The sequence below is a fragment of the Mycobacterium sp. genome (assembly GCF_019247635.1).
GTDB lineage: Bacteria > Actinomycetota > Actinomycetes > Mycobacteriales > Mycobacteriaceae > Mycobacterium.
This window is the reverse complement of sequence record NZ_JAFBAR010000004.1, coordinates 58,859-73,576: the sequence shown is the minus strand read 5'-3', so window position 1 is coordinate 73,576 and position 14,718 is coordinate 58,859. Positions and strand designations below refer to the sequence as shown.

13 protein-coding genes are annotated in these 14,718 nt (G+C 66.4%); 5 read left to right on the top strand and 8 right to left on the bottom strand.

Going from position 1 to position 14,718, the window contains the following annotated elements; genetic code table 11:
• Window position 1 precedes the first annotated feature (1 nt).
• The 3 genes from JO236_RS00495 to JO236_RS00485 all read left to right on the top strand — a co-directional run bounded on the left by JO236_RS00495 (window position 2) and on the right by JO236_RS00485 (window position 4,671).
• Window positions 2-1,084: a dihydrodipicolinate reductase gene (locus JO236_RS00495; protein WP_293323204.1), complete on the top strand. Its 1,083-nt coding sequence runs from the start codon at window positions 2-4 to the stop codon at window positions 1,082-1,084.
• 186 nt (window positions 1,085-1,270) lie between these two features.
• Window positions 1,271-1,717, top strand: a complete 447-nt coding sequence (locus JO236_RS00490) for an MmpS family transport accessory protein (RefSeq protein ID WP_293323201.1) — start codon at window positions 1,271-1,273, stop codon at window positions 1,715-1,717.
• Entirely contained in the window at window positions 1,714-4,671 is a 2,958-nt protein-coding gene (locus JO236_RS00485; protein ID WP_416362121.1) for an RND family transporter, read from the top strand. The genes JO236_RS00490 and JO236_RS00485 overlap by 4 nt, the downstream gene beginning before the upstream one ends.
• Before the next feature lie 36 nt (window positions 4,672-4,707).
• Here the strand turns inward: JO236_RS00485 and JO236_RS00480 are convergent, their stop codons facing one another.
• Genes JO236_RS00480 through nadD form a run of 5 tightly spaced genes read right to left on the bottom strand, consistent with a single transcriptional unit; the run spans window position 4,708 to window position 7,991 of the window.
• On the bottom strand, window positions 4,708-5,544 hold the full coding sequence (locus tag JO236_RS00480) for a DegV family protein (RefSeq protein WP_293323198.1): 837 nt from the start codon (window positions 5,542-5,544) through the stop codon (window positions 4,708-4,710).
• A gap of 3 nt (window positions 5,545-5,547) precedes the next feature.
• Window positions 5,548-6,303, bottom strand: a complete 756-nt coding sequence (gene octT / locus JO236_RS00475; RefSeq protein WP_293323196.1) for a diglucosylglycerate octanoyltransferase — start codon at window positions 6,301-6,303, stop codon at window positions 5,548-5,550.
• Window positions 6,293-6,964: a glucosyl-3-phosphoglycerate phosphatase gene (gene gpgP / locus JO236_RS00470; RefSeq protein WP_293323193.1), complete on the bottom strand. Its 672-nt coding sequence runs from the start codon at window positions 6,962-6,964 to the stop codon at window positions 6,293-6,295. Before gpgP ends, octT begins: the two co-directional genes overlap by 11 nt.
• A complete protein-coding gene (gene rsfS, locus JO236_RS00465) occupies window positions 6,961-7,338 on the bottom strand; it encodes a ribosome silencing factor (RefSeq protein ID WP_293323191.1) in 378 nt (125 codons plus the stop codon). The genes gpgP and rsfS overlap by 4 nt, the downstream gene beginning before the upstream one ends.
• On the bottom strand, window positions 7,335-7,991 hold the full coding sequence (gene nadD, locus JO236_RS00460) for a nicotinate-nucleotide adenylyltransferase (RefSeq protein WP_293323189.1): 657 nt from the start codon (window positions 7,989-7,991) through the stop codon (window positions 7,335-7,337). The genes rsfS and nadD overlap by 4 nt, the downstream gene beginning before the upstream one ends.
• A 109-nt stretch (window positions 7,992-8,100) precedes the next feature.
• On the opposite strand from nadD, the gene JO236_RS00455 reads away from it, so the two are divergent.
• Window positions 8,101-9,147: a class I SAM-dependent methyltransferase gene (locus tag JO236_RS00455; RefSeq protein ID WP_416362120.1), complete on the top strand. Its 1,047-nt coding sequence runs from the start codon at window positions 8,101-8,103 to the stop codon at window positions 9,145-9,147.
• Between the two features lie 155 nt (window positions 9,148-9,302).
• Window positions 9,303-11,060: a PecA family PE domain-processing aspartic protease gene (locus tag JO236_RS00450; RefSeq protein ID WP_293323187.1), complete on the top strand. Its 1,758-nt coding sequence runs from the start codon at window positions 9,303-9,305 to the stop codon at window positions 11,058-11,060.
• A 1-nt stretch (window position 11,061) separates the two neighbouring features.
• Here the strand turns inward: JO236_RS00450 and JO236_RS00445 are convergent, their stop codons facing one another.
• Genes JO236_RS00445 through JO236_RS00435 form a run of 3 tightly spaced genes read right to left on the bottom strand, consistent with a single transcriptional unit; the run spans window position 11,062 to window position 14,672 of the window.
• A complete protein-coding gene (locus JO236_RS00445) occupies window positions 11,062-12,504 on the bottom strand; it encodes a vWA domain-containing protein (protein WP_293323185.1) in 1,443 nt (480 codons plus the stop codon).
• Window positions 12,504-13,388 (bottom strand): AAA family ATPase, encoded by an 885-nt coding sequence (locus tag JO236_RS00440; RefSeq protein ID WP_293323183.1) that lies wholly within the window; start codon window positions 13,386-13,388, stop codon window positions 12,504-12,506. The genes JO236_RS00445 and JO236_RS00440 overlap by 1 nt, the downstream gene beginning before the upstream one ends.
• A gap of 27 nt (window positions 13,389-13,415) precedes the next feature.
• Window positions 13,416-14,672 (bottom strand): glutamate-5-semialdehyde dehydrogenase, encoded by a 1,257-nt coding sequence (locus tag JO236_RS00435; protein ID WP_293323181.1) that lies wholly within the window; start codon window positions 14,670-14,672, stop codon window positions 13,416-13,418.
• Window positions 14,673-14,718 lie beyond the last annotated feature (46 nt).

The window sequence follows — 14,718 nt, the reverse complement described above, 5'->3', positions numbered from 1 at the left end:
CATGGCCAAGCAGTCTGAGCGCGCCGACAGCGCAAACCGGTCATTGCGGGTGATCCAGTGGACCACCGGAAACATCGGGCGGCGATCGCTGCACGCCATCATTGGCCGGCCCGACATGGAACTGGTTGGGGTGTACGCCCACGGCCAGGACAAGGTCGGTGTCGACGCCGCGGAACTCGCGGGTTGGCCTGAGTCCACCGGCGTCCAGGCCACCAACGACATCGATGCGCTGCTCGCGCTGCGGCCCGACGCGTGTTGCTATAACCCGTTGTGGCCCAACGTCGATGAGTTGGTGCGGCTGCTGGAGTCGGGAATCAACGTGTGCTCGAGCGCCGCCTGGATCACCGGGGGCAAGCAGACGCCGCAGGACCGCCAGCGCATTCTGGACGCCTGCGAGCGTGGCGGCTCGACGATCTTCGGCAGCGGCGCACACCCGGGCATGACGAACATGGTCGGCATGGTGCTCAGCGCCTCCTGCGAAAAGGTCGACGAGATCCGCATCACCGAATCGGTGGACTGCTCGACCTACGAGTCGGCCGAAACCCAGACGGCGATGGGCTTTTCCCGAGACCCCGACACCCCGGGGCTGGCCGAAAGCGTCCGGCGGGAAAGTGAAGTCTTCGCCGAGTCGGCGGCGATGATGGCCGACGCGATCGGGGCGCACCTGGACAGGCTGACGTTCGACGTCACGTTCACCCCCGCCACCGGCGATTCCGACCTTGGCTTCATGAAGATTCCCGCCGGCACCGTCGGCGGCGTTCTCGGCTATCACCGCGGTTGGGTCGGCGATCGCAACGTGGTCAGCGTCGGCTTCAACTGGACCATGGGTAACCACGTCGTCCCACCCAAGCCACTCGAACACGGCCACGTGATCCAGGTGTTCGGTCTGCCCAACATGCGCACCGTGCTGCACTGTCTGCCGCCCAAGGACTGGACCGAGCCCGGGTTCATGGGGCTGGGCATGATCTACACCGCGATGCCGGTCACCAACGCGGTGCCGGCGGTAGTGGCCGCCCGGCCCGGCATCGTCACGTTGGCCGATCTGCCACCGGTCACCGGCCGCTTTACCCACTCCACGCCCTAGACCCCCATGTCTCGCGCCGCCTTGCCGGACCCGAGGAACGGGTGCGTGCACTAAGGATTAATATATTTAGCCGACCAAATATTTCTGTCGATTCAGCGCAGTGGCGAAGGAAGCAAGCTCTCCGATTGGACGTTGCAACCCCAGATCGGTGCCTGGATATTCGTGGTATTCGCGGGAGGCGGTGAGATGAGCATTTCGGGTCGCGTCACCCGCGGGCTCAAACGGGCGTGGATACCGCTGGTCTTGATCGTTGTGCTCGCCGTGTCGGCACTGGTCGTGTCGAGACTGCACAAGATCTTCGGCGCACAGGATCTCAACGCCAACGCCGGCGCCGGCATCAAGATCGTGCAGTTCAACCCCAAGGTCGTCGTCTACGACGTGTACGGACCTCCCGGGTCCACGGCGAATATCAACTACTGGGACGCGGACGCCAACACGCACCAGATCAACGCGGTCCCGCTGCCCTGGTCGCAGACGGTTTCCACAACGCTGCCCTCGGTGAGTGCCAACATCATGGTGCAGGGCGACGGTAGTCAGATCAGCTGTCGGATCACCGTGGACGGTGTAGTCCGCGAGGAGCGACAGTCCGACGGCGTCAACCCGCAGACCTTCTGCCTGGTGAAGTCCGCATGAGCGACCTCGACGACGCAACCGACGCGGCTACCGGCCCGGTCAAAGTCCAGGACGCTTCGGACCCGACGTCGCCGGTGCGCACTCGCCACCCACATCGGCCCTTCATCCCGCACATGATCCGCCTCTTCGCGGTGCCGATCATCCTGGGCTGGGTGCTGATCACGGTCGTGGTGAATGTCGCCGTGCCTCGGCTGGAGGTGGTCGGCGAGGCGCACTCGGCGCCGATGGCCCCGCTGGACGCACCGTCGATGAAGGCGATGATGCAGCTCGGGCACAACTTCAAGGAATTCGATTCCAACAGCACGATCATGATCGTGCTGGAAAGCCAGGCCGCCCTGGGTAACGAGGCGCATCACTACTACGACAACCTGATTCGCCAACTGCAGCAGGACCATAACCACATCCAGCACATCCAGGACTTCTGGGGTGACCGGTTGACCGCGGCGGGCGCCCAGAGCGCCGACGGCAAGGGCGCCTACGTGATGTTGAACCTGGCCGGTAATCAGGGCACCACCCAGGCGAACGATTCGGTCGAGGCGGTCCGCAAGGTCATCGATAGGAACCCCCCGCCGGCCGGGCTCAAGGTCTACGTCACCGGTCCGGCCGCGCTCAGCGACGACATGCACGTGATCGGCAACGCGAGCCTGGCCAAGATCACACTGTTCACGCTCGCGGCGATCGCGATCATGCTGTTCCTGGTCTACCGCTCCATCTCCACGACACTGATCCAGTTGTTCATGACCCTCATCGCGTTGGCGTGCGCGCGTGGAGTCGTCGCGGTCTTGGCGTATAACAACGCATTCGGGCTCACCACGTTCGCCGCGAACATCCTCACCATGCTGGCGATCGCGGCAGGCACCGACTACGGCATCTTCCTTGTCGGCCGATATCAGGAAGCGCGACTGTCCGGGGAGGACCGAGAAACCGCCTACTACACCACTTTTCGCGGGGTGGCGCCAGTGGTGCTGGGCTCGGGTCTGACCATCGCCGGCGCGACCTACTGCCTGAGCTTTGCGCGACTGCCGTGGTTCAACACCATGGGCGCACCCGTCGCCATCGGCATGCTGGTCGTCGTGCTGGCCGGGCTGACGCTGGGCCCCGCGATCGTCTTCCTGGGCAGTAAGGTCGGCCTGTTCGAATCCAAGCGGGCGGCCAAACGGGGTCGCCTATGGGGGCGGGTCGGCACTGCGGTAGTGCGTTGGCCCGCACCGATTCTGGCGATCAGCGCCGCGGTGGTCCTCATCGGCATGGTGGCGCTGCCCAGTTACCACACCAGTTACAATGACCGCTACTACCTGCCCACCTCGGCGCCGTCGAACCAGGGGCAAGCCGCCGCGGACCGGCATTTCTCCCAGGCCCGGATGAATCCGGACATGCTGATGATCGAGGCCGACCACGACATGCGAAATACGGCCGACATGTTGGTGTTGGACAAGGTCGCCAAGAACGTCATCCGCGTTGTGGGTATCGCCATGATCCAGGACATCACCCGGCCGTTGGGTATCCCAATTCAGCACAGCTCCATACCTTTTCAGAACAGCATGCAGAGCCAGACGACCATGCAGAACATGAAGTTTTTAAAAGACCGGATGGCCGACATCACCAAGATGGCCGACGAGATGCAGTTCATGATCGACACCATGCAGCGCATGTACGCGGTGACGCAGAATCTTGCCAACGCTGCTGACGACAGCGCGCGGACCACGGCGGAGACATCGGAGATCACCGACCAATTGCGAGACCACATCGCGGATTTCGAAGATATGTGGCGGCCGATCAGGTCCTATTTCTATTGGGAAAAGCACTGCTACGACATCCCCATCTGTTTCTCGCTGCGATCCATTTTCGACACGATCGACGGGTTCGACCAGCTGGCCGAGAAGTTCCATGTCCTGTCCGGCGACATCAAACGCACCGCCAATGCGACCCACGAGATGCTGGTGTTGATCCCGCCGATGATCGAGACGATGAAGACCACCAAGGGCCTGACGCTGACGATGCAGGCCACCTTCTCGGCGATGCTCGACCAGATGGATGCCTTGAGCAACACCGCGATCGTCATGGGGCAGAGCTTCGACCAGTCGCAGAACGACGACATGTTCTACCTGCCGCCGGAGGCATTTCAGAATCCAGACTTCCAAACGGGGCTGAGGATGTTCTTGTCGCCGGACGGCAAGTCGGCGCGTTTCTTCATCACCCATCAGGGTGATCCGATGACGCCGGAAGGGATTTCGCGGGTTGACGCCGAACGGACGGCCGCGCAGGAGGGTCTGAAGCAGTCCTCCCTGGCGGACGCCAAGGTGTATCTGGGGGGGACCGCCGCGACCTTCAAGGACATGGCCGACGGCGAAAAATACGACCTCATGATCGCGGTGATCGCGTCGTTGACGCTGATCTTCATGATCATGCTGCTGCTGACCCGGAGCGCGGTCGCGGCCCTGGTGATCGTCGGTACCGCGGCCAGCTCCATCGCGGCATCCTTTGGGCTGTCCGTACTCATTTGGCAGGACATGTTCCACTTCAGGATCCACTGGATCGTGATGGCGTTGTCCGTCATCATCCTGTTGGCCGTGGGATCTGACTACAACCTGCTGCTGGTCTCCAGGTTCAGGGAAGAGATCCATGCCGGGCTCAAGACGGGCACCATCCGATCGATGGCCGGCACCGGCGGGGTGGTGACGGCCGCAGGTCTGGTGTTCGCCTTCACCATGGCGTCCATGCTGGGCAGTGAGCTGACGGTGTTGGGCCAGTTCGGCTCCACCGTGTGCATTGGTCTGCTGCTGGACACGCTGATCGTGCGCACGCTGCTGATGCCGTCGATTGCCACGTTGTTGGGCCGCTGGTTCTGGTGGCCGCAAGTTGTGCACCCCCGCGGCGACAACGGTCGTCCCAAACTGGCGCCGGCGCAAGCGGCACCGGCGGTCGCGCCGGCGTCCGCTGCCCCGCGAGCGTGACGCCACAGTCGCTTTCGCGGCCGAGCATGACCACAGTCACGCCCGAGGCGCGACGTCCAGACACACCGCGACGGCCCCGGCGCCGACGTGCAGCGCGAGCACCGGCCCCAGGTCGGTGACGATCGCCGGCTGGCACGCTGGTAGCCGTTGGGCCAGTGCCGCGGCCACCTCGCCAGCGCCGTCCGGGTTGGCGACGTGGTGCACCGCCAGCGCGGCCGCTCCCTCGCCGACGACCTCGCAGACCCGGTCGATCATCGCCGCGGTCGCGTTGCCCACCGTGCGAACACGTTGCGCCAGAACGAGTTTGCCGTCGTCGATGCGCAACAACGGCTTGAGCGCCAGCGCGGTGCCCAGCCAGGCCTGGGCGCCGCCGATGCGGCCACTGCGGCGCAGGTTGTCCAACCTGTGCACCACGATGAAGGCGTGACCGCGGCCCACCGCGCACCTCGCGGCGCTCTCGACGGCGTCCACCGCACCCCCCGCGGCCGCGGCGCGCGCGGCGGCCAGCGCGACAAAGCCGGTGCCCATGGCCGCCGACTTGGAGTCGACAACCCGGACGGCCGGGCCGACTTCAGCCGCGGCTCGTTGTGCCAGGCCGTAGGTTCCCGACAAGCCCGACGAAATGTGCACGGCCACAACACCGTCACCGCCACCGTCGGTAAGCGCCCGCTGATAGGCGTCGTGTAACTCCGCCGGCGTGGCCGCGGCGGTGGTGGCATGGCGTTTGTAGATGTCGTCGGGAATCTCGTCCACACCGTCGCGCAGATCGGCACCGTCCAGCAGGATGTGCAGCGGAACCTCGCGTATCGCCCAACTTTGCCGCAGGTCTGCCGGAAGGCGCGACGACGCATCGGTCACCACCACGACGGACATGGCTCAGCCGTCAGTTTTCTCGTTCGACACACCCGATTCGGCCAGCGCTTTGAGCATCAGTTCCGCAACCGCCTGGTGTGCCTCGAAATTCCAGTGGATACCGTCGGGATTGCCCTTCCCGCTCATAACCTGTTCGCCGACAGCCGCTTTGAGATCAACCAACGGAATGTTCTGCCGCTGAGCCCAATCGGTGATCGCCGCCGCCGTCCCCGCCCTGCCGTGGTGTGCCTTGCCATAGGTCTGGGCGATGTGCACCGACGGCAGCGACGCGACGATGGGTATGCCCGGCCGATTGAAATCGATTGCGCCACGAGTCTGTTCGAGATAGTCGACGGTCAGATGCGGCGGCAGTGCGGACCTGGCTACCGGTGAAAGCCGTGGCTGCAGCCAACCGTAGCCGTCACGCACCCACCGCCGCAGCCACGGCGGGCGCACGTAGCGGATCAACTCTCGCAGCGCGGTCGGCCACACAGACGGCAGCGAATCCATGCCGCTGGTGGCGAAGATCACCGCGCCCGCGCGCGGTAGCACCGCCCAGGCCCGCGGGTCCTGGGTGGCCGCCCACCAGACGTCCCGGCAGGTCCAGCCGATGCGGCCGATCAACTCCAGATCCCAATCCAGCTGGGCAGCAACGATGTTGGGCCAGATGCGCGGATCGTCGGCGGGCAGCCCACCGGTGGGCCCGTAGTAGGCTAGCGAGTCCGCGAAGACCAGGAGCGTCGGTCGCTTTTCAGAGGACTCCCGCTTTTCAGAGGACATCGTTGGACACCTGTGCCGAAGCGTTCCACACGTCCAGCCGCCACCGGACGGCAGCAAAGCTCGCGCCTTCGTCCGAATGACCGCTCAACTGCACCCAGCTGCAATTGCCCATGCCACCCAGAATCGGCCAGTTGTCCACCGGCAGCCTTAGCAACGCGGCCGATAACGCGGCGATCAGGCCGCCGTGCGCCACCAGCACCACCGGCCGGTCCGGCTCGCCGGCACCACCCCATTCGGGCTCACGGGACACCAGCTCGGCGACCAGCGGCACACTGCGGGCGGCGACGTCGACCCGGCTCTCCCCGCCGTGCGGGGCCCACGTCGCATCCTCGCGCCAGGCCAGCCGCGCGCCCGGGGCCTCCGCGTCGATCTCGGCATGCGTCATGCCCTGCCAGTCACCGAGGTGCGTCTCGCGTAACCGGTTGTCCACGAACACCTGCAGCCCGGTCGTCTCCCCCAGTTTGACCGCCGTGTCATAGGCGCGCCGCAGATCCGACGACACGATCAGCAGCGGCTGCAGCTTGCCCAGCACCTCGGCGGCGGCGACCGCCTGCGCGCGGCCCAGTTCGCTCAGCTCGGTGTCCAGCTGTCCCTGCATCCGGCTGCCGAGGTTGAAGTCGGTCTGTCCGTGCCGCAGCATCACCAGACGGCGGATGGTCATGAGTGTCCGCGTTTCTCTGACGCATCTACGGATAACACCGGGCAATCGCTCCACAAGCGGTCCAGGGCATAGAAGTTGCGGTCGTCCTGATGCTGGATGTGCACGACGATGTCGCGGTAGTCGAGCAGCGTCCAACGTCCTTCCCGCGCACCCTCACGGCGTGCGGGCTTGTAGCCCGCCTCGCGCATCTTCTCCTCGACCTCGTCGACGATGGCGTTGACCTGACGCTCGTTGGACGCCGAGGCGATAACGAAGCAGTCGGTGATGACCAGCTGCCCCGACACGTCGATGACGATAACGTCGTCGGCCAGCTTGGCGGCGGCGGCGGCCGCGGCCACGCTCGCCATGTCGATAGCTTCCTGAGTCGCGGTCACGCGTTGTTCTCCGCGTTCTGCGGGGCCGGACGCGGCGCCTCGGGTGTCCGGTACAGGCGCCGCTTGGAGACGTACTGCACGACGCCGTCGGGCATCAAATACCACAGCGGGCGGCGCTGTTCGGCGCGCCGACGGCAATCGGTGGACGAAATCGCCAACGCGGGGATCTCGACCAGGGTCAACGCTTCCTCGGGCAGCTCGTCCACGACGCCGGTGATGTGCTCGTCGCGCAGCTCGTACCCGGGCCTGCTGACCCCGACGAACCGCGCCAGCTCGAAGAGCTCCGCCCAGCTTTGCCACGACAGGATGGAGGCCAGCGCGTCGGCGCCGGTGATGAAGTACAGCTCTGAGCCCGGGTTCAGCGCGTGCAGATCCCGCAGCGTGTCCTTGGTGTAGGTGGGACCGCCGCGGTCGACGTCCACCCGGCTGACCGAGAAGCGTGGGTTTGACGCGGTGGCGATCACCGTCATCAGGTACCGGTCCTCGGCGGCGGAGACGTGTCGGCTCTTTTGCCACGATTGACCGCTGGGCACGAAGACGACTTCGTCGAGCTTGAACAGGTCCGCCACTTCGCTGGCAGCAACCAGGTGGCCGTAGTGGATGGGATCGAACGTCCCACCCATTACGCCCAGCCTGCGCAGCCGCTTTTGCATGGTTGGCCAGCTTACTGGAGCCCTGTCTCGCCAGCGTCACGCTAACGTGACCGCGGCTCCCCGGCGGCCCGCTGGCGTGACGGCGGTCACGTCGTGTACAAGGTCTCTTGTGGACGATTTGCCGCCGGCACCGGCCGAAACAGCGGAGACGCTCACAGATTCCATGACCCGGCGGTTCTACAGCCGTTCGGTGGTCTCCGGTGAGATCTCGCTGCCCGCCGTGCCGGCGATGATCGACGAATACGTGGCAATGTGCGACACCCTCTTTGCGGCGGTGGGACGCAAGTTTTCCGACGACGAACTGGCCCACGTCAGGACGGTGCTCGAAGGCCAACTGGCACAGGCCTACGCGGCGTCCCCGCGTTCGACCATCGTGATTTCCTACACCGCGCCCATCGGCTCGACCTTGCACTACCAGGTCAACGCCCGCTGGTTCACCGTGTCCGAGGCCTACGAGAATTGGTTCGAAACCCGTGAGCCGCCGCTGTTCGGCACCGAACCCGATGCGCGCGTATGGACGCTAGCCAACGAGGCGACCGACCCGTCGACTTGTCGGGTCCTCGAAATCGGGGCGGGAACCGGTCGTAACGCCCTGGTGTTGGCCCGGCGCGGGCATCCGGTCGACGTGGTCGAGATGACCCCGAAGTTCGCCGACATGATCCGTGCCGACGCCGAACGGGAATCGCTTGACGTCCAAGTCATTACGCGTGACGTCTTTGCGACGACGGATGACCTGCGCCGGGACTATCAGCTCATCGTGCTCTCCGAGGTGGTGTCGGATTTCCGGACCACGCAGCAGTTGCGCGGAGTGTTTCAACTCGCCGCGCGGTGCCTGGCTCCCGGTGCACGTCTGGTGTTCAACGCGTTTCTGCCGTGCGGTGGTTATGCACCCGACGAGGCCGCCCGCGAGTTCGGCCAGCAACAATATACGAGTATCTTTACCCGGCATGAGATGTCAACTGCGGCAGCAGGACTGCCGCTCGACCTCGTTTCTGACGACTCCGTCTACGACTACGAGCAGGCCCACCTGCCCGCAGGAGCCTGGCCGCCCACCAGCTGGTACGCGGATTGGGTCAGCGGGATCGACGTGTTTCCCGTCAAGCGTGATCAGAGCCCCATCGAACTGCGCTGGCTGGTCTTTCGCAAGACGCACTAGGACGGTCCGCCCCGGCGGTGACGCTGGGCAGTGGACGCGGGACACGACACGAAACTTTCAGTGAAATCCCGACATTCGCGCCCGCGCACCATTAATGTCCACGTGTCGCACTCGGGGGCGACGGCCGGGTTTGCTTGTTACCGAAGGTGGGGGACATGTCGTTTGTGATCGCGGTGCCGGAAGTTGTGACCGATGCGGCTGCGAATTTGGCGGCCGTGGGCACAGCCATCGGCGCGGCACAGGCCGAGGCGACGGCACCCACGACCGGGTTGCTCGCGGCCGGCGCCGACGAGGTCTCGGCGGCCATCGCCGCGGCGTTTTCTCACTACGGGTCGGCCTATCAGGCGCTGAGCACCCAGGCGACGGCGTTTCACGCCGAGTTGGTTCAGAGCCTCAACGCAACTGCAGGCAGTTATGCCTCCGCCGAGGCCGCCAACGCGGGGCCGTTGCAGACCCTGGAGCAGGACGTGTTCGGTGCCATCAATGCGCCCACCAACGCGCTGCTGGGCCGTCCGCTGATCGGCAACGGTGCCGACGGCACGACGAACGCGGAGGGCGTCGGGACGGCCGGCGGTGCCGGCGGGATTTTGGCTGGCAACGGTGGCACCGGCGGAGACAGCACGGCCACCGGCGCGGCCGGCGGTGCCGGCGGGGCGGCGGGCCTAATCGGCACCGGCGGCACCGGCGGAGAAGGCGGGTGGGGCGCGGCCGGCGGAGTGGGCGGCAGCGGCGGATTGCTGTGGGGCAACGGCGGAACCGGCGGCCCCGGCGGGCCTACCGCCGTCGGCGGCGCCGGCGGCAACGCCGTGTTCCTCGGCAGTGGGGGCACCGGCGGGCAAGGTGGTGAGGTCGCCGCCGGCGGTCTCGGCGGCCGCGGCGGGTTGCTGATCGGCGACGGCGGCACCGGCGGTCAAGGCGGAGCCCTGGGCGCCGGCGGCCAGGGCGGACCCGCCGGCACGTTCGGGGGGCACGTCGGCGCCAACGGCGCCGCCGGCCCGGAACCCACCGCGACCATCATCAGCGGCGATGGGGGCCGCCCCTATATTGAGGTGTCGGTCAACGGCGGACAACCGGTGGAGATGCTGGTGGACACGGGGTCCACCTCGACGCTGATCCCGGCACAGTGGCTCGACGTGGCGACGTTGGGCCCCTCCACCGGGTCGGGACAGTACGCGTTCGGATCGCAGTACGATTCAACGGTCGATTACTACACCACGTATACGGCCCAGCTGAATTTCGGGAACGGCGTGATCACCAAACCGATGACCATCGGCGTCATCACGGCCGAAACCCACAGCGACGGCAGCGGGCCACCGGTTTTCCAGACGCCCGACGAAGCCGTGCTCGGCGTAGGCGCCAACACCACGAGCCTGCCCTATTACCAGACCAGTGCCGTGCAGCAGTTGCCCGGCGCGCTCGGTGAGGGGCTGCTGATCAACGAACCGAAGGGATACGTGCAGTTCGGCCCGAACCCGCTGACCCCGTACGCGGGGGTTTCCGGGGCGCCGATCACCGACAACTTCGAGCTATCGGTCAATTACAACCCGTTGGAAAACGTCGTCGGTGCGAATGTCGATACCGGCGGCAACGGCGGAGACATCCCGGAAAACCTGCTGCCGGCAAACCTTCAGGCGACCCTCCAACCCGGGGACTACCTGCCTGCGGGTACGACCCTCGTGCTCAACGCGCCGGGGCCTTCCGCCAGCGGCTTGACGCCGGTCTACACAGAAATAGTTCCCGGTAATTCCATGCAGGTTTTGGCGGCGGGCGACAGCTTCATCACCGGAAACTATGTCTTCACACAGACGCCGGTCTACTTGTCATACAGCCCGAGTGGACCCGGGTACGCCTCTGGCACTCCAACGGTCGGACAGTTCACCGGCACAATGTTTTTCGATACGCAGCAGCAGTAACTCACACGGGCAGCAGCTGGTCGATCACCGCGGCGAGCTGCTTGGCCGACCGGCATTCATGCATGGTGATCACTTCTTCATAGCGCGGCACGGCCGAATCACCGCTTCCCCAAAGGTGTTTGGGCTCGGGGTTGAGCCAATGCGCGTGCCGGGCGGCGGTGACCATGTCGGTCAGCACGTCGGTGGCCGGATTGCGGTAGTTGGTGCGCCCGTCGCCGAGCACCAGCAGCGAACTGCGCGGCGACAACACATTCGGGTGTCCCTGCACGAAGGAGACGAACGCGTTGCCGTAGTCGGAATGGCCGTCGCGGCTGTAGACGCCCGCCTCGCGGGTGATGCGCTGGATCGCCACAGCCAGGTCGGCCTCCGGCCCGAACATGTGGGTCACCTCGTCGGTGGTGTCTATGAAGGCAAAGACGCGGACCCGAGAAAACTGTTGGCGCAGAGCGTGAACCAGCAGCAGGGTGAAGTGGCTGAAGCCAGCAACCGAGCCGGACACGTCGCACAGCACCACCAGTTCGGGGCGTGCCGGGCGGGGCTTGCGCAGCACCACGTCGATCGGCACACCCCCGGTGGACATCGACTTGCGCAGCGTCTTGCGCAGATCGATCGAGCCCGCGCGGGCACGGCGGCGGCGGGCCGCCAGCCGGGTCGCCAGCGTGCGGGCCAGTGGGGCCACCACCCGGCGCATCTGACGCAGCTGATCACCGGACGCCCGCAGGAACTCGACGTTCTCGGAAAGCTGTGGGATGCCGTACATCTGCACGTGGTCGCGGCCGAGTTGCTCGGCGGTGCGGCGTTTTGTCTCGGCGTCCACCATCTTGCGCAGCTGTGAGATACGTTGCGCGGCTAGGGCTTTGGCGATCTGCTCCTGGGTGGGCGAGGGCTCGTCTCCGTACGGGGCGAGCAGCCCCGCCAGCAGCTTGCCCTCGAGTTCGTCCAGCGCCATCGCCTTGAGTGCCTGATACGACGAGAACGACGGGCCGCGACTGGAGCTGTATTTGCCGTAGGCCTCGACGATCCTGGCGATCATCGCGACCAGCCGCTCGTCCATGTCGGCCAAGTCCGGGTTGTCGGTGAGCAGATCCAGCAGCATCTGCCGCATCGCCTCGACGTCGTCGTCCGGCAGGGCGCCGGACGCGTCTGCGTCCTCGTCTTCGGTGACCACTGCGCGCGCGCCCAGGGCCGCGGGGAACCACAGGTCGAACATCGCGTCATAGGTCTCGCGGTGGTCGGGGCGGCGCAGCACCGCGCACGCGATGCCCTCACGCAGCACTTCGCGATCCTCCAGGCCCAGCGCGGCCATCACCCGCCCGGCGTCCACCGTTTCGGACGGCCCCACCGAGATCCCGCTCCCGCGAAGCGCTTCCACGAAGCCGACCAGGTGGCCGGGCAACCCGTGCGGAGCGAGCGGATGGGCGGGGCGGATGCGGCGAGCGGCCATCAGTTGAGCCTGAGTTCGCCGGCCGCGCGTTGCTGGTCGGATTGGTGCTTGAGCACCACCCCCAGCGTCTGGGAGATGACGGCGTCGTCGATCGTGTCCAGGCCGAGGGCCAGCAGCGTACGGCCCCAGTCGATGGTCTCGGCGATCGACGGCACCTTCTTCAGTTGCATCCCGCGCAACACCCCGATGATGCGCACCAACTCCTCGGCGAGGTGCTGGGGCAGCTCGGGGACCCGGGACAACAGGATGCGTCGCTCCAATTCGGGGGTGGGGAAATCGATGTGCAGGAACAAGCAGCGGCGTTTGAGCGCCTCGGACAGCTCGCGGGTGGCGTTGGACGTCAGCACCACCAGCGGCGTCCGGGTGGCGGTGATCGTGCCCAGCTCGGGAACGGTGACCGCGAAGTCGGACAGCACCTCCAGCAGCAGACCCTCGATCTCGATGTCGGCCTTGTCAGTCTCGTCGATCAGCAACACCGTCGGCTCGGTGCGCCGGATCGCGGTCAGCAACGGGCGCTGCAGCAGGAACTCCTCGCTGAACACGTCGTCCTTGGTGGTCTCCCAGTGGTCCCCGTCCCCGGATCCGGCCTGAATACGCAGAATCTGCTTGGCGTGGTTCCACTCGTAGAGCGCACGGGCCTCGTCGACGCCCTCGTAGCACTGCAGCCGGACCAGGCCGGACCCGGTGGCCTGGGCGACGGCGCGGGCCAGTTCGGTCTTGCCGACGCCGGCCGGGCCCTCCACCAGCAGCGGCTTGCCGAGGCGATCGGCGAGGAACACCGCCGTCGCAGTGGCGGTGTCGGGCAGGTAGCCGGTTTCGGCCAGCCGCCGCGAGACGTCGCCGATGTCGGCGAACAACGGCACGGGCCGCGCGGGCACGCTCATAGGTGCGACTCCTTCGAAAGAGAAAAGTCAAGCGGGGCGGGTGTGGCCGGCAACGGATGAGCCCCAGACGATCCACTTGGTTGAGGTCAATTCCGGCAATCCCATCGGGCCGCGGGCGTGCAGCTTCTGGGTGGAGATGCCGATCTCGGCGCCGAAGCCGAACTGCTCGCCGTCGGTGAACGCGGTCGACGCGTTCACCATCACCGCGGCCGCATCGACTTGTTCGGTAAATCGTTGGGCCGCAGCAAGATTGGTTGTGATGATCGCCTCGGTGTGCCCGGTGCCGAACTCGTTGATGTGGGCGATCGCGGCGTCCAGCCCGTCGACCACCGCCACCGCGATGTCCATGCTTAGATATTCGCGGCGCAGGTCGTCCTCAGCGGGGTCGAGGTGAGGGGTGACACCGGCCTCCTGCAACCCGTTAAGCAGCCTGGGCATCGCCGCGCCGGCGATCGCCGCATCGACCAGCAGCGTCTCGGCGGCATTGCAGACGCTGGGGCGGCGGGTCTTGGAGTTCAGCAGGATCCGTTCGGCGACCTCCAGGTCGGCGGCTTCGTGCACGTACACGTGACAGTTGCCGACGCCCGTCTCGATGGTCGGCACCTGCGCGTCGCGCACCACCGCCTCGATCAGGCCCGCTCCCCCGCGCGGGATCGCCACGTCCACCAGACCGCGAGCCTGAATGAGGTGGGTCACCGTGGAGCGGTCGGCGGCCGACAGCAATTGGACCGCGTCGGCGGGCAGCTCCTGGCCAACCAGCGCGCCACGCAGCACCATGACGAGCGCTGCATTGGAGTTCGCCGCCGACGAACTGCCGCGCAACAGCGTGGCGTTGCCGGACTTGAGCGTCAGCCCGAATGCATCCACGGTGACGTTGGGGCGGCCCTCGTAGATCATGCCGACCACCCCGAGCGGGACGCGCTGTTGGCGCAGCTGCAGCCCGTTGGGCAGGGTATAGCCGCGCAGTACTTCGCCGATCGGATCGGGCAGGCCGGCGACCTGCCGCAGACCGGCGGCGATGCCGTCGATGCGCTGCTTATTCAGGGCCAGCCGGTCGAGCATGGCGGCGGGGGTGTTGGCGACTCGAGCCGCGTCGAGGTCGTCCGCGTTGGCGGCCAGGATCTCATCGGCGTGGGCCAATATCTCGTCGGCCGCGGCGTGCAGCGCGCGGTCCTTGACCGCCGTGGCCGTGCAGGCCAGCACGCGGGCGGCCACTCGCGCGCGCCGCGCGGCGTCGTGCACCGCTTGACGCAGGTCAGGAGACGAGGGCGCTTGCACACTCATCACCCCAGGGTATCGGGCCTTGTCATACGGTGGAGATCACGCCCAC

Excerpts from the sequence above, each read along its gene's own strand:
- JO236_RS00480 (WP_293323198.1), bottom strand. The coding sequence starts at position 5,544 with ATGTCCGTCGTGGTGGTGACCGATGCGTCGTCGCGCCTTCCGGCAGAC.
- JO236_RS00445 (WP_293323185.1), bottom strand. The coding sequence starts at position 12,504 with ATGGCCGCTCGCCGCATCCGCCCCGCCCATCCGCTCGCTCCGCACGGG.
- JO236_RS00495 (WP_293323204.1), top strand. The coding sequence starts at position 2 with ATGGCCAAGCAGTCTGAGCGCGCCGACAGCGCAAACCGGTCATTGCGG.
- gpgP (WP_293323193.1), bottom strand. The coding sequence starts at position 6,964 with ATGACCATCCGCCGTCTGGTGATGCTGCGGCACGGACAGACCGACTTC.
- octT (WP_293323196.1), bottom strand. The coding sequence starts at position 6,303 with ATGTCCTCTGAAAAGCGGGAGTCCTCTGAAAAGCGACCGACGCTCCTG.
- nadD (WP_293323189.1), bottom strand. The coding sequence starts at position 7,991 with ATGCAAAAGCGGCTGCGCAGGCTGGGCGTAATGGGTGGGACGTTCGAT.
- JO236_RS00440 (WP_293323183.1), bottom strand. The coding sequence starts at position 13,388 with ATGAGCGTGCCCGCGCGGCCCGTGCCGTTGTTCGCCGACATCGGCGAC.
- JO236_RS00485 (WP_416362121.1), top strand. The coding sequence starts at position 1,714 with ATGAGCGACCTCGACGACGCAACCGACGCGGCTACCGGCCCGGTCAAA.
- JO236_RS00450 (WP_293323187.1), top strand. The coding sequence starts at position 9,303 with ATGTCGTTTGTGATCGCGGTGCCGGAAGTTGTGACCGATGCGGCTGCG.
- JO236_RS00435 (WP_293323181.1), bottom strand. The coding sequence starts at position 14,672 with ATGAGTGTGCAAGCGCCCTCGTCTCCTGACCTGCGTCAAGCGGTGCAC.
- JO236_RS00490 (WP_293323201.1), top strand. The coding sequence starts at position 1,271 with ATGAGCATTTCGGGTCGCGTCACCCGCGGGCTCAAACGGGCGTGGATA.